We start from the raw sequence: 21,806 nt of genomic DNA on the forward strand, positions 1-21,806 counted from the left end.
GAGCGGCGAGCCGCTCCAACTCTTTGTCTGAGGCAATTCCGGACGGAAAACCGTTTCACACTTTTCCTGGAATTGCCTATGCCCAGCCGGACAATTCGCGCCGCACCATCGCCTCGATCACCGCCATGCCCTCGGCACTGTCGTTGAGGCACGGGATGTGGGCGAAGTTCTTGCCGCCGGCATGGTGGAAGGTCTCGGCCGCCTCGCGGCCGATTTCGTCCAGTGTCTCGATGCAGTCAACCGAAAAGCCGGGATTGACGATGGCGATCGACTTCACGCCATCCTTGGCCAGTTTCTCCACCGTCTTGTCGGTATAGGGTTGCAGCCATTCCTGTGCGCCGAAGCGCGACTGGAAGGTGATGATCAGCTTCTTCTCGCTCCAGCCGAGCCGTTCGCGCAACAGCCGCGTCGTCTTCTGGCAGTGGCAATGATAGGGATCGCCCTTCTCGAAATAAGGTTTTGGGATGCCGTGATAGGAGGCGATGACCACCTCCGGTTCGAAATCCAGCGTCGCCAGATGCCGCTCGATCGAACGGGCGAGCGCTTCGATATAGACGGGCTCGTCATGGTAAGGCGGCACGCTGCGGATGGCCGGCGCTGCCCGCATCTTCATCAAGGCACGAAAAAGCTGGTCATTGGCGGTGGCGGTGGTGGTCGCCGAGTATTGCGGATAGAGCGGGAACGACAGGATGCGGTCGCAGCCCTTGTCGACCAGTCCCTGGGCCACGCTCGCGGTCGAAGGATTGCCATAGCGCATCGCCCAGTCGACGACGACATTGGGCAGGTCGGCGAGCGCCTCGGCCAGCTTTTCGCCCTGGGCACGGGTGTAGGTGCGCAGCGGCGACTCGTTCCTCTCCTGGTTCCAGATCCGGGCATAGTTGGCACCGGACTTCTTCGGTCGCGCGGTGAGCACCAGGCCATAGAGGATCGGATACCAGATCGCCCTGTTGAGTTCGATGACGCGCGGGTCGGACAGGAATTCCCTGAGATAACGCCACATCGACTTGAAATCGGTGCCGTCGGGCGTGCCGAGATTGATCAGCATGACGCCGATCTTGCCAGCCTTGACCGGCGGATGTCCGGCCGGCAACGGGCCGACGGCCTTCGCGGCTTTGGGATCGACAGGGGTGGAAAGCGTCATAGGGGTTCTCCAGGAGACGCGAACCTAATCATCTCGCGCGCGCTTTCAATACCGCGTCTGGCCGCACCCTGGGCTCAAAACAGGAAACCCGCCCGAATTCCCGGGCGGGTTTCCGTTGAAAGGGGCGAAGCGACGTTACTTGGCCGGGATGGTCAGCGTCGCGCCAAGCTTAAGCTGGTGGGGTCTTAGGCCCTTGTTGGCCTCATAAATCTGTTTCCACTTCGTCGCGTCGCCATAGGCCTTCTTGGCCAGATCCCAATAGGTATCGCCGGCGACGATGACATGGCTGCTTTCGGCCGGAGCGGCCTCGGCCGGCTTAGCCGGCTCGGCGGGTGTTGGCGCGGGGGCCGGGGCTGCTTCGGCCGGTTTTGCGGGCTCAGCCGGTGCAGCAGGCGCTGTCTCTGTCGATATGGCCGGTGGCGTGTTGGCGATGTCGCCCGAATTGGCTGGCAATTCAGGCATTGCCGGCGCCGCATCGGCGGGCTTGGCGGCTTCAGCTGGCTTTGCCGGTTCTGCAGCCGGAGCCGGAGCTGCTGGAGCCGCCTCCGCGGGTTTGGCGGGCTCGGCCGGCTTTGCGGGTTCGGCTGCCGGTGCTGCCGCAACGGTCGCGGCGATCTCGGTGATGCGGCCGTCGAGCTTCGGCGTGTAGGGCCGGTGCGCTCCGAGATAGTCGGCGACCACCTGTTCGAGGCCCGGACCGTAGTCGTAGGCGTTCTTGGCCTTCTCGGCGAAGACCTTGTAGCCGTCGCCACCCTGGCGGACATAATTGTTGGTGGCGACCAGATAGTCCTTGTCCGGATTGAGCGGCGTCCAGGCGCCGCCCTCCATGACTTCCACCGACTTGACGCGGCCGGCGTTGGGTGCGACCGATTTGTCGAAGGAATATTTCAGGCCGGCGACCTGCGGGAAGCGGCCGGCGCCGTCCTCGATCTGGCTGAGACCGCTTTCGAGCCCCGCCACCAGGTCCTTGCCGGAAATCTGGAAGGTTGCCAGCGTGTTCTGGAACGGCAGCACGGTCAGCACCTCGCCCATGGTCACGGTGCCCTTGTCGATCGAGGCGCGCAGGCCGCCGCCATTGGAGATGACGATCTGGACGCCCTGTCCCTTGACGCGGTCGAGGATGGCGTCGGAGACGAGGTTGCCCATCGCGCATTCATGGGTGCGGCAGCTCTCGCGGCTGCCGTCGATGACGTCGGTGGTCTCGGCCACTTCCTTGTTCTTCAGCGCCTCGATCGGCGCGCCGAGCTCCTTGATGCGGGCGAGCGCGGCGGGATCGGGCGTGATCGACTTGTCGAGATAGATCGGGTCGCCGCTGGCCGATTTGACGACGCCATTGTCGTCGAACACCACCTTGAACTCGCCGAGATACTTCGAATAGGACGCCGCCTGCACCACCGGCACCTTGTAGCCATCCGGGTTGTCGACCATCGTCGGGTAGGGCCCTTCCGCCTTCGGGTCGGTGTTCGACAGCAACGAATGGCTGTGGCCGCCGACGACGACGTCGATGCCCGGGATCTTGGCGATGACGTCGCGCTCGCGCCTATAGCCGATATGGGTGACCGCGATGATCTTGTTGACGCCCTGTGCCTTCAGTTTTTCGACCTCGGCGGTGATCGACTTGACGTCGTCCTCAATGGTGATGTTGGGGCCGGGCGAGGCGAGTTCCGGCGTGTCGTTGGTGACGGCGCCGACGATGCCGATCTTCTGGCCACCGACCTCGATGACGATCGACGGCTTGACGCGGTCGCCGAGCTTGGACTGCGCGTTGGCCTTCACATTGGCGCCGAGCACCGGGAACTTAATCATGTCGAGGAACGGCGCCAGGGCGGTCTCGCCATCGTCGAATTCATGATTGCCGAGCGCCATGGCGTCGAACTTCATCTGGTTGAGGAACTCGCCTTCGACCTTGCCCTTGTAGGTCGTGTAGAACAGCGAGCCCTGGAAATTGTCGCCGGCGCTGAGCAGCAGCACGTTCTGGCCGTCGAGCTTCTTGCGCTCCTGGGCGATCGCGGTGATCAGCCGGCCCGCGCCGCCGATGCATTCGCCCTTGGTCTCCTCCTCGGCAGAGCAGGTCGACTCGTATTTGTTGTTGCCCTCGATGCGGCTGTGCCAGTCGTTGATGTGCAGGATGTTCAGCGTGTAGTCGGCAAAGGACGCGCCAGCCGACAGGCCGAGCGTGGAGGCAGAAAGGGCGGCAATGGCAGCAAGCTTCTTCATCTTCGTCTCCCGGAAAGCTGATCAGAGGCGTTTAACGCTCTTGCTAGACTGGAACATGACAGTCGGCGTTTTGGCCATGTTCCCATCGCGTTCCGGATGACGCAAGCGGAAATCGGGTGCGCTTTGCCGGCATAAAAAAGGACGGCGGCCATCGGCCGCCGTCCTGTGCAGGAATGGATGCGCTGGTTCAGGTGCGCCGTGTCAGGACGAAATTCTGGCCCGAGGCGCTGGTGCAGTTGAGCTGGCTTGTCGAAACCATCAGGCAGTTGAAGCTGACCGGCGTCTGGCGGATCAGCGAGGTACCGTTGATCTGCACCGAAGTGGCACCGGTCATCGTGTAGCTGCCGTCGGCAAGCTTCTGGCCTGTGTCGGTGGCGACTGTCGTAAAGGTACCGCCGGTGAAGGTCGAAAGGCCGGTCCCCTTGGCATCGATCCAGGAGCCTTCGACGCCTTTCGGCGAGGCCGCCATAGGCGGCTGGTCAGGGCCGCTGGTGGCGCAAGCGGCAAGCATCGTCGCAAGGGCGCCAGCGATGCTCATCGAAAGAACTTTGCGCGCAATGATCATATGAAAATCCTCTCCTCTCGCATCGGCCCGAAAATCGGAATCGATTTTCGGAAGGCACAATGCGTGCATCCAAGTTTCGAGAGCGTACCTTGTGCGTCCAAATGGATGCAGGTCGCTCTCGTCCGCATCCCTTCAATCGCCCGATTTCCAGGCGATTGCAAGGCAGGGAGATATGCTCCGCAGGGTGCTATCGAACCAGGATGTTGCGGAATTGCCACGGGTCGTTCCGGTCGAGGTCTTCCGGGAACAGGCCGGGGCGGTTATCGAGCGGCGTCCAGTCGGTGTAGTGGCCCTCGACCGGCCCGAGATACTGGGACTGCACTTCCAGGCAGCGCTTGTAGTCCATCTCGTCGGCCTCGACGATGCCGGCCTGCGGGTTTTCCAATGCCCAGACCATGCCGGCGAGAACCGCCGAGGTGACCTGCATGCCGGTGGCGTTCTGATAGGGGGCCAGCTTGCGCGCCTCGGCGAGCGAGAGATGCGAGCCGTACCAGTAGGCGTTCTTGTCGTGGCCGTAGAGCAGCACGCCGAGTTCGTCGACGCCGTCGACCAGTTCATTTTCGTCGAGCACGTGGTGAACCGGCTGGGCCTTGCCGGCGGCGCCGAACATCTCGTGCAGCGACAGCACCGCGTCATTGCAGGGATGGTAGGCATAGTGGCAGGTCGGGCGGTAATGCACCTTCCCCTTCTTGCCACGCACGGTGAAGAAATCGGCGATCGAGATCGCCTCGTTGTGCGTCACCAGGAAGCCGTACTGCGGACCGGGCGTCGGGCACCATGAGCGCACGCGCGTGTTGGCGCCGGGCTGCTCCAGATAGATCGCCGCCTTGGAGCCGTGCTTGTGCTCCTTGGCGTTCTTCGCCATCCACTTCTCATGCGTGCCCCAGCCGAGCTCGGCGGGCTGCAGGCCTTCAGAGATGAAGCCCTCGACCGACCAGGTGTTCCAGAACACATTCATCGGCTTCGGCTTCTTGGCGCGCTGGGTGTCGCGCTCGGCGATGTGGATGCCCTTGACGCCGGCCTTCTTCATCAGCTTGGCCCAGCCCTCGCGATCTTCCTGCGCGGGTTCCGAAAACTCGAGGCCAAGATCGGTGGCGAGGTTGACCAGCGCCTGCTTGACGAACCACGAGACCATGCCTGGATTGGCGCCGCAGGTGGAGACCGCCGTCGCACCGCCGGGCTTGTCGTGCTTTTCCTTGATCAGCGCCTCGCGCAGCGCATAGTTGGTGCGGCTGGCATTGTCGGCATTGGCATCGAAATAGAAACCAAGCCATGGCTCGACGACGGTGTCGATGTAGAGCACACCGAGCTTGCGGCAGAGCCGCATCAGATCCACCGAGCCGGTATCGACCGACAGGTTGATGCAGAAGCCCTGGCCACCACCATTGGTCAGGAGCGGCGTCAGCAGCTTCTTGTAGTTCTTCTCGGTCACGGCTTCCTGAACGAAGGCGATGCCGCGCTCGTCGAGCAGCTTGCGGTCGGTGTCGCGCGGGTCGATGACCGTCATGCGCGACTTGTCGAACTTGAAATGGCGTTCGATCAGCGGCAGCGTTCCCCGGCCGATCGAACCGAAGCCGATCATCACGACAGGGCCGGTGATCTCACCGTAAACGGGCCAGTTTTCAGTCGCCATTTTATCGAACACTCCTTCAAAACCCAGGAAACCGGGGAAAACACGCGCAAAAACCGGGCATTTTTGCCCGGCGGCCATGCGCTACATCACAGATCATTGTCACAAACCAGCGAAAAGCGCCAACCAGCGGCTACGCGTCATTGGCCATGTGGTTAAGGACGGCGACCAGCCGGTCGCGGTCCGATGTCAGGCCCTTGTAGTCGAGCTGGGCGAGATCGAGGGCTTCGAGCTGGGCGGCGAAGGACGTCGCGAGCTTCCCCCGATCCGGATGGCGCGCCAGCACCGCCAGGGGATCGAGATGGATGCGGATGGTGAACAGGATGTCGCGCGATGCCGGCAGCTTCCTCAGCGTCTGCCGCTCGACGCGGATGAAGGCGTGCGCGTCGATGTCGCCATCCGGAAACCGCGACGGGCGGTTGGTGGCGCGGTCGATGCGCTGCAGGTCGGAGAGCGGATGATAGAGTGCGTCGCCCGACTGGATCGACCAGTTGTAGCGCTCGACGGCCTGGCCCTGGAGGCCGTCGAACATGCGGTTGATCAGCTCGGCGGGCCTCGTGCCCGGACCGAAACCCGGCACCGGCGCATGGATATCCTGCAGCGGCCGGCCGAATTTCTCGACCAGCGACCAGGACGAGGGAAAGCACAGCGAGCCGGCGACTAACCGCCAGCCATTGTCGTCGCGGCGCATCAGGATCAGATCTTCCTGGATGAGCAGCGAGGCCGTGACAAGCGGGGCGCCATCGAGACCGGAAGGGGCGGTGAAACGGCTCGCCGCGCCCACTGCCTCGAGGCCCGAACCGGTGCTCCGATAGGTGTCGGGAAACTTCTCCAGCAAATGCGTGCCGAGCAGGTCGAGCACCTCCTGCTGGGCGTCTCGCGTGTCGTCCTCCTCGACGAAAACCCGCTCGGGGATCTCGGCATAGAGCCGGCGCTTCTCGGCGAGATACGGCAGCAGATGGTCGTCGACCTCGATCCAGTCTGCCGGATCGAGTGGCTTCAGCCCGATGGTGAAGAGTTTCGACGAGCCGTCATAGGGCGTATGGGTGGGCAGGATTTCGGCCAAGCTCATGCTTCCCTGAAAGTGTCGAGCCCGGCCGCGGTCATCCTCGCCATGAATTCGGTGACATCGTAATCGGCCGCGCCTGCCTTGGCGAAAGGGTCGGCGGCCAACCTAGCGTCAAGCAGGTCGCGTGAGCCGCGCGCGATGATGATGCCGCCGGTCCGCGGTGTCTTCGGCCCTGAGGCGACGAAGATACCTTCTGCATAACAGGCCTTCAGCCATTCGACATGGGCCGCCTGCAAGCGGTCGATCTCGGCCAGCGGCACCTTGTAGTTCAGAGAAACGATGAACATGGCATTCTCTCGGACACGTTTGGCTCTCGGACAAGTTGGCCCTTAAGCACGGTGGCTCTCAGGCAAGTCTCGCAGGGATCAGTCCGCGCAGCGAGTTGCCAACGAACAGCGCCTTGGCGGATTGCAGATCAGCCAGGCTGTATATCGCTTCGCGTGCGCGGCCATCATCCAGAAGCTCGGCGCGCAATACACCAGGCAGCAGGCCGCAGTCGAGCCGGGGCGTCGCCAGCATGCCGTCGCCAAGATCGGCGAAGACGTTGGTGATGGTGCCTTCGCAGATTTCGCCGCGCTCATTGGCCAGCAGCACCTCGTCGGCCTGGGTGATGAGATATTCGGCGCGGGCATGGCTGTAGACCTGCCGCCGGCTGGTCTTGTGGCGCAGCAGCATGTCGTGCGAATCGAGCCTTGTCCGCGCCAGCCGCAGCACCCAGACCTTGTCGGCGGCGAGCGGTTCATAGGGCTGCGCGGAGGCGTTCACCTCGCCGTCGCGCGACAGGACGAGGCGCGTGCGCAACGCAATGCCGGACCGGTCTACCGCGCTGCTCAAGGCCTCACCGACCTTGCCCGGATCATGGCGGAAGCCCAGTTCCGCCGCCGACCCGTAGAGACGCGCCAGATGGCGCTCGAACCGCAGGAAGCCCGAGCCGGGTTCCCACCGCATGGTCTCGATCAGGTCGAAATTGGCGGCGTTCCCGTCGCGAAGCGCGCTTTCAAGAGACACTCCTGATACTCCTCCTGCACCGTCGAATCGAAGACGATGCCGCCACCGACATTGTAGACGGCCTCGCCGCTGGAAAAGAGCGAGATGGTGCGGATCGCCACGGAAAAGCGCATCGTGCCGCCAGGTGCGATCCAGCCGATGGCGCCGCAATAGACGTCACGCGGCGTTCCCTCCAGGTCGTGCAGGATCTCCATGGCGCGGATCTTTGGCGCACCGGTGATCGAGCCGCAGGGAAACAGCGCCGCGAAGATCTGGCGGATGGTGAGGCCTGGCAGCAGTCTTGCCCTGACGTCGCTCACCATCTGGTGGACGGTCGGATAGGTCTCGATGCGGAACAGCGCCGGCACCTCCAGCGTGCCGACCTCGCTGATCAGCGAGATATCGTTGCGCAGGAGATCGACGATCATCCGGTTTTCGGCCTGGTTCTTCTCGTCGTTGCGCAGGAAGATCTTCTGCCGTTCGTCCTGCGCCTTGGTCGCGCCGCGCGGCGCCGTACCTTTCATCGGATGCGTCTCGATCATTCCTTTGGCGTCGATCTCGAAGAACAGCTCCGGCGAACGCGACAGCACGATGGGCTCGCCGAGCGCGACCAGCGCGCCATACTTCACCGGCTGGCGTTCGGTCAGCGCGTCGAAGGCGGCCAGCGGATCGCCCGACCATTGCGCATGCACCGGAAAGGTCAGATTGCCCTGGTAGCAATCGCCTTGCCTGATGTGCCGGTGCAGCTGCGCGAAGCGCTTTTCGTAATCCTCGAACGACCAGGTTGCGCGGGCATCGAAGATCGGGCCGTTGGTCGCCACAGCATCGCGGGGCGGCACCGCCCGTTCGACCGGCGCATCGAAGACTCCCAGGCAGACAAGAGGGGCGCGGCGTCCGTCCGGCAGCAGGGGAACGAGCTTTGGTTCGAGCAGGTAACCCGCCTCGTAGGAAAAATAGCCGGCCAGCCATTGGCCGGCATCATGAGCGGCCTGTGCCGCCGCCAGCGCCGGCCCGAAATCCTTTGCCTCACGCGCCACGATGATTTCGGCCGGCCGGTCGAAAACGAGCTCGCGCGCGCTTTCGTCGTTGCGGAAAATTGCGGCGGGCAGGGACATGGGACTCGAATGCTGCGGTCAATGAAGCCGTTGACCGCTCTATATGGGGGGCCGCTCACGCGCAATCGAGGGAACGGCAGCCTCTCCCTCAAAGCCGACCTTTGGGCCGACCTCTGGGCCGACCTTTTGGGGCCGACCCTTGGGGAGACGCCTGTGCCGGCCTTGCGGCCAAAAGCAAACCGGCGGCGCCATGGTTGCGCCGCCGGCTGCAATCGTCGGAGCTTGCCAATCGCTCAGGTGTTGCTGGCGGTTCCCGCCGTCGGAAACTGCTTGGCGAATTCCTTCTCGTTGCCGGCGGCGAGCAGCTTGGCCTGCTCGATCCAGCGTTCGCGCGCGATGCGGCCGTCGAAGTTCATGACCTCCTCGATCCGCTTGATGTCGGCGGCCGTCCAGGCTGCGATCTGGGCGAAGCTGGTGACGCCCTGCGCCTTGAGCAGCTTCTCGTTGGCCGGGCCAATGCCGATCAACCGGCGTAGATTGTCAGGTTTTCCGGACGCTGGCTTGGCTGTCGCCGGCGCCGCTTTCTTGGCAGCCGCCGCCTTTGGCGCGGCCGAACTCTTGGCTGCCGAGGCCGTGGCAACGGGCTTGCTCGCCACGGATTTGGCTGGCGCCGTTGCCTTGGCCGCGGGTTTCGCCGCGGCTGGCTTTGGCGCCGCCGATTTTGCAGGGGCGACCTTCGCGGCGGCCGGCTTGGCGGATGCAGGCTTTGCCGGAGCGGATTTGGCTGCAGCGGATGTCGACATCAAGGCCGCGGGCGCCTGGCTGGCCGGCTTTGCCGCGCTGGTTCCGGCGGCGGGCGCTGCCTGCGCTTCGCGCAGCCGGCGCTCGAGGTCGGCGCGGGTCTTGCCGCATGCATCCAGTTCGCCGGTCAGGCGGTCGCTGTCGGCGCGCAGCCTGTCGCGTTCGCTGCGTGTGCGGTCGAGGTCGCCGCGCATGCTGTCGAGCTCACCGCGCAGACGTCCCCAGATGAACCAGCCAACCAACAAACCCACAAGGAACGCCAGGAGCATGTAGAAAAAAGTGCCCATTGTCTCTTTCTCCAGTCAGGTCCGCCCGCCGTGGCATGAGGCCATGACTTTCGGCGAAGGACTACTCGATGGTGGTTCCGCGGGTTCGCAGAACAGCCGGCTTCGATCGAGCTGTCGGCGATGGCTTTGCTTGCCCATGGCCAACGGCCGTTGTCGCGTTCGCCTGAGCGCCACGTCCGGCTGAGACTTCTCCTCGCCGATCCGCATGGGCTCCGGCTGAGCTTGGAGCGAAGCTACCATAGAGCTTGTGGAAAGCTATCGGAAAACTTCCGTGGAGAGTACTTCAAGAACAGATATTTAGGCCAAGAATAGAGCCGTTCCCAATATGCATTCCGGCTAAACTGCTTTGCGAACAGATGAGATCTACGGGACGCGTTTCATGCGTCGAGCAGTTCGAGTTCGTCGATCAGGCCGCTGATCACGCCCAACCCGATTTGCCAGAAGGCGGGATCGGTGGCGTCGAGGCCGAAGGGCGCCAGAAGCTCGGAATGATGCTTGGTGCCGCCGGCGCGCAGCATCTCGAAATACTTGTCCTGGAAGCCGCGCTCGGCGTTCTGGTAGACCGCGTAGAGGGAGTTCACCAGGCAGTCGCCGAAAGCATAGGCATAGACGTAGAAGGGCGAATGGATGAAGTGCGGGATGTAGGTCCAGAACACCTCGTAGCCTTCGCGCAGCTTGATCGCCGGCCCGAGACTTTCAGCCTGCACTTCCAGCCAGAACTGGCCGAGCCTGTCGGAGGTCAGCTCGCCATTCTTGCGCTCGGCATGCACCTTGCGCTCAAATTCGTAAAAGGCGATCTGGCGCACGACCGTGTTGATCATGTCCTCGACCTTCTGGGCGAGCATGGCCTTGCGCTCGCGCCTGTCGGAGGTCTGGTCGAGCAGCGAGCGGAAGGTCAGCATCTCGCCGAATACCGACGCCGTTTCGGCCAGCGTCAGCGGCGTCGAGGCCATCAGCGCGCCCTGGCCGCCGGCCAGCACCTGATGCACGCCATGGCCAAGCTCGTGCGCCAGCGTCATCACGTCGCGCGGCTTGCCCATGTAGTTGAGCAGGACATAGGGATGCGCCGACGGCACGGTCGGATGCGCGAAGGCGCCGGGCGACTTGCCCGGCCGCACCGGCGCGTCGATCCAGTTGCGGTCGAAGAAGGTTCGCGCGATCTCGGCCATGTCGGGCGAAAAGCGTTGATAGGCGGAAAGTACGGTGTTCCTGGCCTCGTCCCAGCCGATCACCGCCTGCGGCGTATCCGGCAACGGCGCGTTGCGGTCCCAGTGGTTCATCACCTCCATGCCCAGCCAGCGTGCCTTCATCGCGTAGTAGCGGTGCGACAGGCGCGGATAGGCCTCGCGCACCGCCGTGGCGAGCGCATCGACCACGCCGCGCTCGACACGGTTGGCGAGATGACGTGAATCGGCGATGTCCTCGAAGCCGCGCCAGCGGTCGGATATTTCCTTGTCCTTGGCCAGCGTGTTGGTGATCAGCGTGAAGGTGCGCAGGCTCTTGCGGAAGGTCGCAGCCAGCGCCTCGGAGGCCCGCCGGCGCACCTCGCCGTCGGCATCCTGCAGGCGGTTGAGCGCCGGTTCCAGCGTCAGTTCCTCGCCATCGATGTGGAAACGAAGGTCGGTCATCGTCTCGTCGAACAGGCGGTTCCAGGCACCGCGCCCGGTGATCGATTTTTCGTGGAAGAGCTGCTCGACGCGGTCCTCGAGCTGGTAGGGCTTGTCCTTGCGCAGATCGAGCACCCATGGCCGGTAGTGGCCGAACGCGGGATCGGCGGCCAGCGCGCCTTCGATCGCCGCGTCGTCGATCAGGTTGAGTTCGAGCGTGAAGAACAGAAGGTGCGCGCTGGCGTCGGTCATCTTCTCCTGGACGTCGCCATAGAGCTTGGCGCGCTGCGGATCGGCGGTGTTTCCGGCATAGACCAGTCCCGCATAGGAGACGATGCGGCCGATCAGTTCCTCCAGCGCCTCGTAGGCGACAAGCGCCTCGCCCAGCCTGCCGGCGCTGCCGCGCCCGGCCTCCGCTGCCAGCGTACCCTTCCAGCGGCTCTCGAAGGTGATCGCGTCGGTGGCGGCCTTGGCGATGTCGCGCTTCAGTTCCGGCGCCTCCATGCCGGCATAGAGATCGGCAAGGTTCCACTCGGGCAGGTCGCCAAGCTCGGCCGCGCCCTGACTGGACGTTGGCGCCGCAAGCTGACGACCAGAAACCATGCGCATTGCCAACACCTTCCGTGACCAAGGTTCAAGGAGAAACGTGAAGCCGGTCAAATCCTAAGGAATTCATTCACCGGGTTTTTTGAAACCTTATTTAGAACCCTGTGCCAAGATGGTCCACAGGGCAGAATTCCTCGGGCGGGCGTAGTCGTACCAGTCATGACAGGTTCCATACTCATAGTCGATGACGATCCCGTGCAGCGCCGGCTGCTCGAGGCCGCCGTGACGCGGTTCGGCCATGCGGCAATCGTCGTCGACGGCGGCGCGGCCGCGCTCGATGTCCTCGACGGGCCCAGCGCCCGCGACGTCTCGGTGGTCATCCTCGATCTGGTCATGCCCGGTCTCGACGGCATCGGCGTGCTGAAGGCGATGCGCGAGCGCGACATCAATGTCCCGACGATCGTGCAGACCGCCCAGGGCGGCATCGAGACCGTGGTTTCGGCGATGCGCCACGGCGCCTTCGATTTCGTCGTCAAGCCAGCGTCTCCCGACAGGTTGCAGGCATCGATCGGCAATGCGCTCAAGGTCGAGGCCGTCGAGGGCGAGGTCAAGCGCACGTCGCGCCGTCGCGGCGGCCTTCTGACCTTCAAGGACATGATCACGCACGGCCCGGCCATGGACAGGGTGATCCGCCTCGGCCAGAAGGCGGCGGCATCCAACATACCGATCCTGATCGAGGGCGAGTCGGGCGTCGGCAAGGAACTGGTGGCGCGCGCCATCCAGGGCAGCGGCGACCGCCGCTCGAAACCCTTCGTCACCGTCAATTGCGGCGCCATTCCCGACAATCTGGTCGAATCGATCCTGTTCGGTCACGAGAAGGGCTCGTTCACTGGCGCCACCGACAAGCACACCGGCAAGTTCGTCGAAGCGCATTCGGGTACGCTGTTCCTCGACGAGATCGGCGACCTGCCGCTCGACGTGCAGGTCAAGCTCCTGCGCGCCGTGCAGGACGGCGAGGTCGATCCGGTCGGCGGCCGATCGACCGTCAGGGTCGACATCAGGCTGATTTCGGCGACGCACCGCAACCTGCTGCAACAGGTCAAGGACGGCAAGTTCCGCGAGGATCTGTTCTACCGGCTGAACGTCTACCCGATCTTCGTGCCGCCGCTGCGCGACCGTCGCGACGACATTCCCTATCTGGTCGCGCATTTCATGCAGAAGGTGGCGCCGGCCGACCCGCGTCATCGCCTGCAAGGCATCTCGGCCGCGGCGCTGGCCGTGCTGCAGGCCTATGACTGGCCCGGAAACATCCGGCAACTCGAAAATGCCGTCTTCCGGGCCTCGGTGCTTTGCGAAGGCGATGTGCTGACCACCGAGGACTTCCCGCAGATCCGTGCGCAGGTGGAAGGCACCGTCAACCTCGATACCGGCGGCGTCAGGCCGTCACCGTCCTTGCCCCTGGACATCCAGCGCGACGAGCAGGCTTTGCCGGGCGAGGCCACCTCGATGACGGAGCTCGATCCGCCGGCCAGGCTTCAGCCTCGCTTCGGCACGTTGCGGGCGCTCGACGAGCGCGGCAATGTGCGTGCGCTGGCCGACGTCGAACTCGAGATGATCAAGCTCGCCATCGATCACTACAACGGCCAGATGAGCGAAGTCGCCCGCCGCCTCGGCATCGGCCGCTCGACGCTTTACCGTAAGCTCAAGGAATATGGTATCGACCCGGAAACCGGCCGCGTCGAACGGCTTGCTTCCTAGCCAGATTCCATTCAGATCGAATCTGGATTCCCGTCGGTTTGTTTGTGGGTGACCGTGTCCGAAAACCCGGACCGTGCCTCTCACGCAAGGCCGGGACCAGCTTGTAATGCCAGAACAGGCCCGGTATCGGGGTTTGGCGGAAATGCGGCAGGCCTATGGACAGGCCTGTTCACGCATTAAGGCTAACGGTAACAGATCGTGTTTCGTGCGAGGGCGGAAATATGATCTAAACCAGCGGTTTACCAAGAAACTCTGTGAACAATTTTTGACGGGATATCGCCATGGTGTTACCGCATTTCGGCTTCAATAAGCGATGATTAACCATTAGGATCGATATTCGGATGTGATAACGACACATCCGTTTGGGCAAATCCGGGGACAAACGGCAGCCTGCAAGGCCTTTTGATTTGAACAGAATCGAACGACACACAGACGGGCGGCACCATCACGTGAGCGTCTGGCCGAAGTGGCTGGCAGCGTTGATTGTCGCATTTGGTTTTGTTGCCGCGGCTGCGACGGGCGCCAGCGCCGACACACGTTCGCTGAAGCTTTACCACCTCCACACGCATGAGAAGGCCGAGATCGTCTACAAGCGCAATGGCCGCTACGATCCGGAGGGCCTGAGGAAGATCAACATCATTCTGCGCGACTGGCGTCGCAACGAGCCGACCAAGATGGATCCGCGCCTGCTGGACCTGGTCTGGGAAGCCTATCGGGAAAGCGGTTCCTCGGACTACATCCAGGTCGTCTGCGGCTATCGTTCGCCGTCGACGAACTCGATGCTGCGCAGCCGCAGCAAGGGTGTCGCCGAAAAGAGCCAGCATATGCTCGGCAAGGCGATGGACTTCTACATTCCCGGCGTGCCGCTGAAGAAGCTGCGCAACATCGGTCTCAGGATGCAGGGCGGCGGCGTTGGCTACTACCCGACATCCGGTTCGCCGTTCGTCCATATGGATGTCGGCAACGTGCGCCACTGGCCCGGCATCAGCCGCCAGGAACTGGTCAGCCTGTTCCCCAATGGCAAGACGCTGCATGTGCCGAGCGACGGCAGGCCTCTGCCCGGCTACGAGCAGGCGCTTGCCTCCTACAAGGCGCGCAGGGGTTCTGGCGCTCCGGCCATCGAGATGGCCAGCGCCGGTGGCAGCGGCAAGAAGTCGGGTGGGTTCCTATCAGCTTTCTTTGGCGGCGGCGACGACGAGGCTGACGACAGCGCGGATGTCCAAACCGCTTCGGCTGCGCCTCCGCCCAAGGCTAGAAACCTGAAGCCGGCCGCGGCAGCCAAGACCAGCAACCTGCCGGGCATCGCCATCGTGGCGCCCGAGAACGCGCAGCGCGCCGAAATTCCACAGGTCGCCGAAGAGCAGGCTCAGGAGCCGGAAAAGGATACGCCGGAGACGATCATCGCGGCGTTGCCTGCCCGCGAGATTCCGCTGCCTGATTTCGCGCCGCGGCCGAAGGCCGACATTGGCGCTCAGCCGCCTGAGACCGTGCCGTTCGGCACGGCGGATGCGACGGCGACCACCGAACAGGCCGTGGCGACCGCGCAGGCGCCGACCAATGTTCCTTTCGGCACGGCTAATGCATCGGCTACCGCCGATCCGGCACAGGTTGCCGTCAACAACATACCGTTGCCGACATGGCGTCCCGAGCGCACGCTGCCGGCAGACTTGGCCCCGCCGCCCAGCAAGGATGTGCTGATGGCGCTGGCCAATACGGCTGAGCAAGACAAGACCGCGACCGCCGCGTTCTCGGTGCTGCCGTCGGCACGGCCCGAGACGACCAAGCCGGATGCGGTAAAGGCCGTGCTCGACGAGGCCAACGCCCAGGTCGGCGAAGCGGCTGACGATTACCAGGTCGCTTCCTTGCCCGTGTCGCGTTCGGCCTTCAACGATCCATCGGGCGCCGATGCCGCATCGCCGCGCGAGGCTGTCGCTGCCCGCCCGGCCGGCTCCGACCCGGTCGCCGCGATCGGCACCGGCGTGAAGACGACGCGCAAGGAATCGAGGGCCACCGCCCGCGACCTGAAACCCGGCCCCAAGGCCATGGTGGTTGCCGCCGCGCCGCAGGCCGCTCGCTGGGCGCTGACCAGTGGCGACACTGTCGCCACCGTTTCGAGCGCGACGACGGCGCCGGGCTATGCCTACAATATCGTGCATACGCCGCCGAGCGAGGTTTACACGGCCGGCTTCCAGCCGGGTAACCAGATGGCCGATGCCAACCGCTTCACAGGCAATGCCGTCAAGTTCCTGTCGGTCGCCCGCTTCCAGACCAAGTAACGGACCAAGCAATCAACAAAGCCGCGCCGGGCAACCTGCGCGGCTTTTTGTTGCGCGGCCGGGCGCGGGTCGCACCGCCCCCTGTAAGTCCGATCACGCCAGTCTGACATTGCAGTGACCGTGGAACTGCTCGCCAATTCAACGGTTTCTCCCAAGTTCATTCAAACCCGGAGATACCCATGAAGAGCATTCTAATGGCATCGGTCATTGCGTTGGCAACCGCTTCGGCGGCCATCGCTCCTACGCAGGCCGCCACCATGATCGTCAAGACCAACGACCACATGCACGGGATGAAGAAGCACTGCCGGACCAAGGTGGTCACGCATTGGCGGCATCACCACAAGGTGGTCGAGAAGGTCAGGGTCTGCAATTAAGCGGCCTGAAGGCGATCCAGCAAAGCCCGGTCGACGCAAGTCGGCCGGGCTTTCATGTCGTATGGAAAGGCCTTAGTTCGCGAGCTTGCACGCCGCGCGCGCCAAGGCTTCGATCTCGTCCCACTTGCCCGCCTTGACCAAGTCGTCGGGCGCCACCCAGGAGCCGCCGACACAGACGACATTGGGCAGGCTGAGATAATCGGCCGCGTTCTTGCCGGTGATGCCGCCGGTCGGGCAAAATTTCACATCGGCGAGCGGCGAAGCGAAGGCCTTCAGCGAGGCGATGCCGCCCGACTGCTCGGCCGGGAAGAACTTGAGAAAGCGCAAGCCCGCCTCGCGCGCGGCCATGATCTCGCCGGGCGTGATGGCGCCGGGCAACAGCGGAACCTCGCTGTCAGCGGCCGCGGCCAGAAGCTCGCGAGTGATGCCGGGGCTGACGATGAAGCGCGAGCCGGCGGCGGCGGCCTCATCGAACTGGCGGGCATCGAGAATGGTGCCGGCGCCGACAATGGCTTCCTTGACCTCGGCTGCCACCCGACGGATCGCTTCCAGCGCATCGGCGGTTCTGAGCGTGATCTCGATTGCCGGCAGGCCGCCGCGTGCCAGAGCGCGCGCCAGCGGTACGGCGTCAGCGACGTTGGTGATCTTCAGCACCGGAATGACTGGTTGGCCGTTGAGGAGCGACAGGAGCTTTTCGGTCTTGCTGGGCACTTCGTCTCTCCTTGATCTGGACAATTCAACCGATTAGCAGAAGGTCGTTTTCCTGTCCACGAAACCAGCCGTGTCGCGATGTCACGCAGTCGGGATCAGTCAGCTCTTCTCTCCATATGGGAAGGATCTACGGCTCTGCCTTGAATCGGCTTGCATGAGCGTTTAGTGGCTTCGGCAATGACTTCGTCCACGCCTCAACCTTTCCGCGTCGCCGCGCTCTACCGGTTTGCGCGGCTCGACGCCTTCGAGGAATTGCGCGCGCCGCTCGCGGCCTTCTGCTGCGGGCGCGGCATCAAGGGAACCTTGCTACTGGCGCGTGAGGGCATCAACGGCACCGTTGCCGGCAGCGACGCCGACATCGCCGCCCTGATCGCGCATCTCGAAGCCCTCGAAGAACTGGCCGGCCTCGAGGTCAAGTACAGCGTAGCTGCGGAAATGCCGTTCCACCGCATGAAGGTGCGGCTGAAGCGCGAGATCGTCACCATGGGTGTCGGGGATATCGACCCGACGACAAGCGCCGGCACTTATGTCGCGCCGGCCGACTGGAACGCGCTGATTTCCGAGCCCGACACGATCGTCATCGACACCCGCAACGCCTACGAAGTGTCGATCGGAACCTTCAAAGGGGCGGTCGATCCGGCAACGGCAAGCTTTCGCGAGTTTCCGGCCTGGGTCGAAGCGCACCGGGCAGAGCTCGAAGGCCGCAAGGTCGCGATGTTCTGCACCGGAGGCATACGCTGCGAGAAAGCGACCGCTTACGTCAAGTCGCTCGGCTTCGAGGACGTGTTCCATCTCAAGGGCGGCATCCTCAAATACCTTGAGGATGTTCCGCTCGAACAGAGCCTGTGGCAAGGCGAGTGCTTCGTTTTCGACGAACGGGTTTCGGTGTCGCACGGCCTCGCCGAGGGCGAGGCGGAGCTGTGTCGCGCCTGTCGCCATCCACTGACGCCGAGCGACCGGTTGTCACCTGAATTTGCCGCCGGCGTCTCGTGCCCGCATTGCTTCGATGCCCGTTCGGACGAGGATCGCCAGCGCTATGCCGAGCGCCAGCGTCAGGTCGAACTGGCGCAGGCACGGGGCAGGGGTCCGCATATCGGATCTTAGGCCCGTGCTGGTTTCGTCGGTTGCGGCAAAGCGACGGTTTGTCATTGTAATGCAGAGATTCGGGCCCTACCTCTTCGACGTCCGAAACCTGCCCGTTCGGCCGGGCAATCCTGGAGGCATTGATGTTCGATCCCAAGAAGCTTCTCGACGATCTGCTCGGCTCGCAAATTCCCGGCACCAGCGGCACCGTCAGCGACAAGGCGGGGCAAGCCGTGCAGATGGCCAAGGACAATCCGCTGGCCGCCGGCGCACTCGCTGCCGTGCTGCTCGGGACGGGTGCCGGTCGCGAGGTGACGGGCGCCGCGGTGAAGCTTGGTGGACTGGCCGCGATCGGTGGCCTCGCCTATAAGGCGTACCAGAATTACAAGGCCGGCAACGCACCCGCGGAAGCGCCGTCAGCTGGCGAACCGGAATTGCTGCCGCCTCCCGAGGACACCGCCTTCCACCCGTCGCAGGCGCCGCAAGGCGAGGACGAATTCACGCTGACCCTGATCCGCGCGATGATCTCGGCCGCGAAGGCCGACGGCCATATCGACGATGACGAACGCCAGAAGATCGCCGGCAAGCTGAGCCTCTCGGGGATCGGTACCGATGCCGAAAAATTCCTGATGGCGGAGCTGGAGAGCCCGCTCGATCTCGACACGCTGGTGGCCGGCGCCAAGACCGATGCGCAGAAGCTCGAACTCTACACCGCGTCGCGCCTCACCGTCGATCCCGACACCCGCGCCGAGCGCGGTTATCTCGACCTGCTTGCCGGCCGGCTTGGCCTGCCGGACGCGCTGGTCGATCATGTCGAGGCGACAGTCTCGGCGGCCAAGGTGCCGGCACCAAAGGCCGGGACCTCACCCAATCCGCGCTGGTAGTCCAAATCGGCACAGGTCGCCTTCCCCGGCGTTAACCTTTCGTTAACTCAGGAAGCGCATGATTCTATGCAGTCGGACCGGCTTTCCTCCTCCCAAGCCCGGTTCAGATCAGGGCGGTCGCCAATGACCGCCCTTTTTGTCGGGACCTGTTGGTGGTCTCGCTTGCCATCACGCCGTTATGTGCAAAGCCTTCGCGCCAAACCCTGAAAATCAGGCGAGGAAGCGCGGCACCTTGTTTTATGCGTGTCGTTGTCCCAAAAACGCAGCGCACTTTTGGGCACCAGGAGGACAGCCATGACCGAGCAAAGAACCGCCATCGTCACCGGCGCCGGCACCGGCATCGGCAAGAGCGTCGCCACGGCGCTGCTCGAGGCCGGCTGGAACACGGTGTTCTGTGGGCGGCGCAAATCCGTGCTGGATGCCGCGATCGTCGAGGCCGGTCCCACGGACGCCAAGGCCTTGGCGGTTGCCTGCGACATCAGCAAGGCCGGCGAGGTCGATGATCTGTTCGAGACGGTGGCGGAGGCCTTCGGCCGTGTCGATCTGCTCTTCAACAATGCCGGCATGGGCTACAAATCGACACTGATCGACGAGATCCCGGTCGAGGTGTGGAACGATATCGTCGGCGTCAATCTCACCGGTTCGTTCCTGTGCGCCCGCGCCGCCTTCGGCGCCATGCGCAAGCAGCGGCCGATGGGTGGCCGCATCATCAACAATGGCTCGGTGTCAGCTTACGCGCCGCGCCCGGGCTCGGTACCCTATACGGCGACCAAGCATGCCATCACCGGGCTGACCAAGACGCTGGCGCTCGACGGCCGGCCCTATGATATCGCCTGCGGCCAGATCGACATCGGCAACGCCCTGACCGACATGGCGCAGCCGATGACGGTCGGCGTGCCGCAAGCCAACGGCTCCATCGCCGCCGAAGCGGTGATGGACGTTCAGCGCGTCGCCGACGCCGTCGTCCACATGGCCAGCCTGCCGCTGGACGCCAATGTGCTGTTCATGACGGTGATGGCGACCAAGATGCCGTTCGTTGGGCGTGGGTGAGCAGCGGGCACCGGCTGGGCTTTCGCCGCCGGCTCATTTGCCCACCAGCGGCACTCCGGGTTTGAAGAGCAGAATGGGCCTGATCTCGTAAACGGCGGTCGGATTGACGCGGCGAAGGTCGCGGGCGATCGCGATGGCGTCGTCTCTCGTGGCGCAGTCGACGACATAGAGGCCGAGCAAGTGTTCCTTGGTCTCGGCGAAAGGGCCGTCGATGATCATGCCGTCGCCCGGACCGCGCAGGGTGCAGGCATCCTGGGTCGCGCCCAGGCGCGCGGACGGTCCAAGCGTGCCTGCCTCATGAAGCCGGGTGTTGATCTTCAGCAGGTCGGCCATCAGGGCCGCATCTTCCTGCGGCGTCAGCGCCTTGATCGCATCTTCCACGTGATAGGCAAGGATTGCATAGAACATCCGGGGCACCCCACTTCGGTCCTTATTCGAGGACCGTAACCGTTCTGGTTATGCACGCCCAGTCTCGATTGCTCGACTCCGGACAGCTCATGACACCGCCATGGCAGCCGGCCGTAATCCTATGGGCTCACGAGGCGGAGGCTGGGCCTTACTTTGCGAGGAACGCCCCGATCCGGTCCAGCGCGCGCAGGATGTTCTCCTCGGAGTTGGCGTAGGAGAGCCTGACATAGCCTTCGCCGAGGATGCCGAAATCGGGACCGCCGATCAGCGCCACGCCGGCATCGTCAAGCAGGGCAGAGGCGAGCTTCTTCGCCTTCCAGCCGGTCTTCGAGACATTGGGGAAGGCGTAGAACGCGCCCTTTGGGGTGATGCAGGAGATGTTGGGCAAGGCATTCAACCCCTCGACCACGACCTTGCGGCGGCGGTCGAAGGCGCGCATCATCTTGTCGACATCGTCCTGCGGGCCGTCGATCGCGGCGATGCCGGCCAACTGGCTCGGCGCGTTGACGCAGGACCAGCAATTGACCGCCAGCTTGCGCACCTTGTCGTAGAGATGGGCGCCCTTGTCGCCATTCGGCCAGATCGACCAGCCCATGCGCCAGCCGGTCATCGCCCAGGTCTTCGACCAGCCGTTGAGAACGATCAGCCGGTCGCGGATCTCGGGAAAGCCAAGCAGAGAGCAATGCGTCTCGCCGTCATAGGTCATGACGTCGTAGATCTCGTCGGAGAGGATGGCGACGTCGGGGTGCTTCTCCAGCCCCTTGACCAGCTTCTCGATCTCGGCGCGTGGCGTAACGCCGCCGGTCGGGTTGGCCGGCGAGTTGAGGATCAGGAGCCTGGTCTTCGACGTGATCAGCGCCAGCGTCTCCTCGGCGGAGAAGGCAAAGCCGTTTTCCTCGCGCATCGGAACCGGGATCGGGGCGGCACCGGTGAACTCGATCATCGAGCGGTAGATGGGAAAGCCGGGGTCGGGATAGAGAATCTCGGCGCCCGGCTCACCGAACATCAGGATGGCGGCGAACATGGTCGGCTTGCCGCCGGGCAGGATCATCACCGCTTCGGGCGAGACCTCGACGCCGGTGGTGGTCAGCGTGCGGCGCACCACCGCCTCGCGTGTCGCCAGCAGGCCGTTGGCCGGCGTGTAGCCGTGGTGGCCGTCGCGCAGCGCCTTGATGGCGGCCTCGACGATATGCTGCGGCGTCTTGAAGTCCGGCTGGCCAATGCCGAGATTGACGATGTCGCGGCCTTGGCTCGCGAGTGCCGTTGCTCGGGCCAGCACGGCAAAGGCGTTTTCCTCGCCGAGACGGTCGAAGGCCGAAATCGTGTGGAGCATTTTTCCCGTCCGTGTGGTTCTTAC

Annotated in this window: 19 protein-coding genes; 6 read left to right on the top strand and 13 right to left on the bottom strand. The window is 64.0% G+C overall.

Going from position 1 to position 21,806, the window contains the following annotated elements:
• Positions 1-76: 76 nt before the first annotated feature.
• From hemH to AC56QP_RS24640, 10 genes are all read right to left on the bottom strand, one after another.
• Positions 77-1,141, bottom strand: coding sequence for a ferrochelatase (gene hemH / locus AC56QP_RS24595; RefSeq protein WP_489863110.1), 1,065 nt, complete (start codon positions 1,139-1,141; stop codon positions 77-79).
• A 135-nt stretch (positions 1,142-1,276) separates the two neighbouring features.
• The gene (locus AC56QP_RS24600) at positions 1,277-3,358 is read right to left on the bottom strand and encodes a 5'-nucleotidase C-terminal domain-containing protein (RefSeq protein ID WP_489863109.1); all 2,082 of its coding nucleotides are present in this window, start codon (positions 3,356-3,358) and stop codon (positions 1,277-1,279) included.
• Positions 3,359-3,545: 187 nt separating this feature from the next.
• On the bottom strand, positions 3,546-3,923 hold the full coding sequence (gene omp10, locus AC56QP_RS24605; RefSeq protein WP_489863108.1) for an outer membrane lipoprotein Omp10: 378 nt from the start codon (positions 3,921-3,923) through the stop codon (positions 3,546-3,548).
• A gap of 187 nt (positions 3,924-4,110) precedes the next feature.
• Positions 4,111-5,556: a homospermidine synthase gene (locus tag AC56QP_RS24610; protein ID WP_489863107.1), complete on the bottom strand. Its 1,446-nt coding sequence runs from the start codon at positions 5,554-5,556 to the stop codon at positions 4,111-4,113.
• Between the two features lie 130 nt (positions 5,557-5,686).
• Positions 5,687-6,625: a heme-dependent oxidative N-demethylase family protein gene (locus AC56QP_RS24615; protein ID WP_489863106.1), complete on the bottom strand. Its 939-nt coding sequence runs from the start codon at positions 6,623-6,625 to the stop codon at positions 5,687-5,689.
• A complete protein-coding gene (locus AC56QP_RS24620) occupies positions 6,622-6,909 on the bottom strand; it encodes a YciI family protein (protein WP_489863105.1) in 288 nt (95 codons plus the stop codon). Before AC56QP_RS24620 ends, AC56QP_RS24615 begins: the two co-directional genes overlap by 4 nt.
• 58 nt (positions 6,910-6,967) lie before the next feature.
• A complete protein-coding gene (locus AC56QP_RS24625) occupies positions 6,968-7,630 on the bottom strand; it encodes an aminotransferase class IV family protein (RefSeq protein ID WP_489863104.1) in 663 nt (220 codons plus the stop codon).
• Complete coding sequence (locus AC56QP_RS24630; protein ID WP_489863103.1) at positions 7,579-8,724, bottom strand: aminodeoxychorismate synthase component I; 1,146 nt, start codon at positions 8,722-8,724, stop codon at positions 7,579-7,581. The genes AC56QP_RS24625 and AC56QP_RS24630 overlap by 52 nt, the downstream gene beginning before the upstream one ends.
• A 233-nt stretch (positions 8,725-8,957) precedes the next feature.
• The gene (locus tag AC56QP_RS24635) at positions 8,958-9,752 is read right to left on the bottom strand and encodes a helix-hairpin-helix domain-containing protein (RefSeq protein WP_489863102.1); all 795 of its coding nucleotides are present in this window, start codon (positions 9,750-9,752) and stop codon (positions 8,958-8,960) included.
• 377 nt (positions 9,753-10,129) lie between these two features.
• The gene (locus tag AC56QP_RS24640; protein WP_489863101.1) at positions 10,130-11,968 is read right to left on the bottom strand and encodes a M3 family oligoendopeptidase; all 1,839 of its coding nucleotides are present in this window, start codon (positions 11,966-11,968) and stop codon (positions 10,130-10,132) included.
• Between the two features lie 156 nt (positions 11,969-12,124).
• Between AC56QP_RS24640 and AC56QP_RS24645 the strand changes: the two genes are divergently transcribed.
• The 3 genes from AC56QP_RS24645 (at position 12,125) to AC56QP_RS24655 (ending at position 16,313) form a co-directional block, all read left to right on the top strand.
• Complete coding sequence (locus tag AC56QP_RS24645; RefSeq protein WP_489863100.1) at positions 12,125-13,663, top strand: sigma-54-dependent transcriptional regulator; 1,539 nt, start codon at positions 12,125-12,127, stop codon at positions 13,661-13,663.
• Positions 13,664-14,112: 449 nt separating this feature from the next.
• On the top strand, positions 14,113-15,939 hold the full coding sequence (locus AC56QP_RS24650) for a peptidoglycan L,D-endopeptidase MepK (RefSeq protein ID WP_489863099.1): 1,827 nt from the start codon (positions 14,113-14,115) through the stop codon (positions 15,937-15,939).
• A 179-nt stretch (positions 15,940-16,118) separates the two neighbouring features.
• Positions 16,119-16,313, top strand: a complete 195-nt coding sequence (locus tag AC56QP_RS24655; protein ID WP_489863098.1) for a hypothetical protein — start codon at positions 16,119-16,121, stop codon at positions 16,311-16,313.
• 72 nt (positions 16,314-16,385) lie between these two features.
• On the opposite strand, the gene AC56QP_RS24660 is transcribed toward AC56QP_RS24655, so the two are convergent.
• Positions 16,386-17,024 (bottom strand): 2-dehydro-3-deoxy-phosphogluconate aldolase, encoded by a 639-nt coding sequence (locus AC56QP_RS24660; protein WP_489863097.1) that lies wholly within the window; start codon positions 17,022-17,024, stop codon positions 16,386-16,388.
• Between the two features lie 177 nt (positions 17,025-17,201).
• On the opposite strand from AC56QP_RS24660, the gene trhO reads away from it, so the two are divergent.
• The 3 genes from trhO to AC56QP_RS24675 all read left to right on the top strand — a co-directional run bounded on the left by trhO (position 17,202) and on the right by AC56QP_RS24675 (position 20,041).
• On the top strand, positions 17,202-18,128 hold the full coding sequence (gene trhO, locus AC56QP_RS24665) for an oxygen-dependent tRNA uridine(34) hydroxylase TrhO (RefSeq protein ID WP_489863096.1): 927 nt from the start codon (positions 17,202-17,204) through the stop codon (positions 18,126-18,128).
• 122 nt (positions 18,129-18,250) lie between these two features.
• Positions 18,251-18,991 (top strand): tellurite resistance TerB family protein, encoded by a 741-nt coding sequence (locus tag AC56QP_RS24670; RefSeq protein WP_489863095.1) that lies wholly within the window; start codon positions 18,251-18,253, stop codon positions 18,989-18,991.
• Between the two features lie 294 nt (positions 18,992-19,285).
• Complete coding sequence (locus AC56QP_RS24675) at positions 19,286-20,041, top strand: SDR family oxidoreductase (RefSeq protein WP_269904965.1); 756 nt, start codon at positions 19,286-19,288, stop codon at positions 20,039-20,041.
• Positions 20,042-20,074: 33 nt separating this feature from the next.
• Here the strand turns inward: AC56QP_RS24675 and AC56QP_RS24680 are convergent, their stop codons facing one another.
• Together AC56QP_RS24680 and AC56QP_RS24685 are read right to left on the bottom strand one after the other, a co-directional pair.
• A complete protein-coding gene (locus tag AC56QP_RS24680; RefSeq protein WP_489863094.1) occupies positions 20,075-20,449 on the bottom strand; it encodes a YciI family protein in 375 nt (124 codons plus the stop codon).
• Positions 20,450-20,597: 148 nt separating this feature from the next.
• Positions 20,598-21,782: a pyridoxal phosphate-dependent aminotransferase gene (locus AC56QP_RS24685; protein ID WP_489863093.1), complete on the bottom strand. Its 1,185-nt coding sequence runs from the start codon at positions 21,780-21,782 to the stop codon at positions 20,598-20,600.
• Between the last annotated feature and the right edge of the window lie 24 nt (positions 21,783-21,806).

It is taken from the genome of Mesorhizobium sp. RCAM 05104, assembly GCF_059683645.1.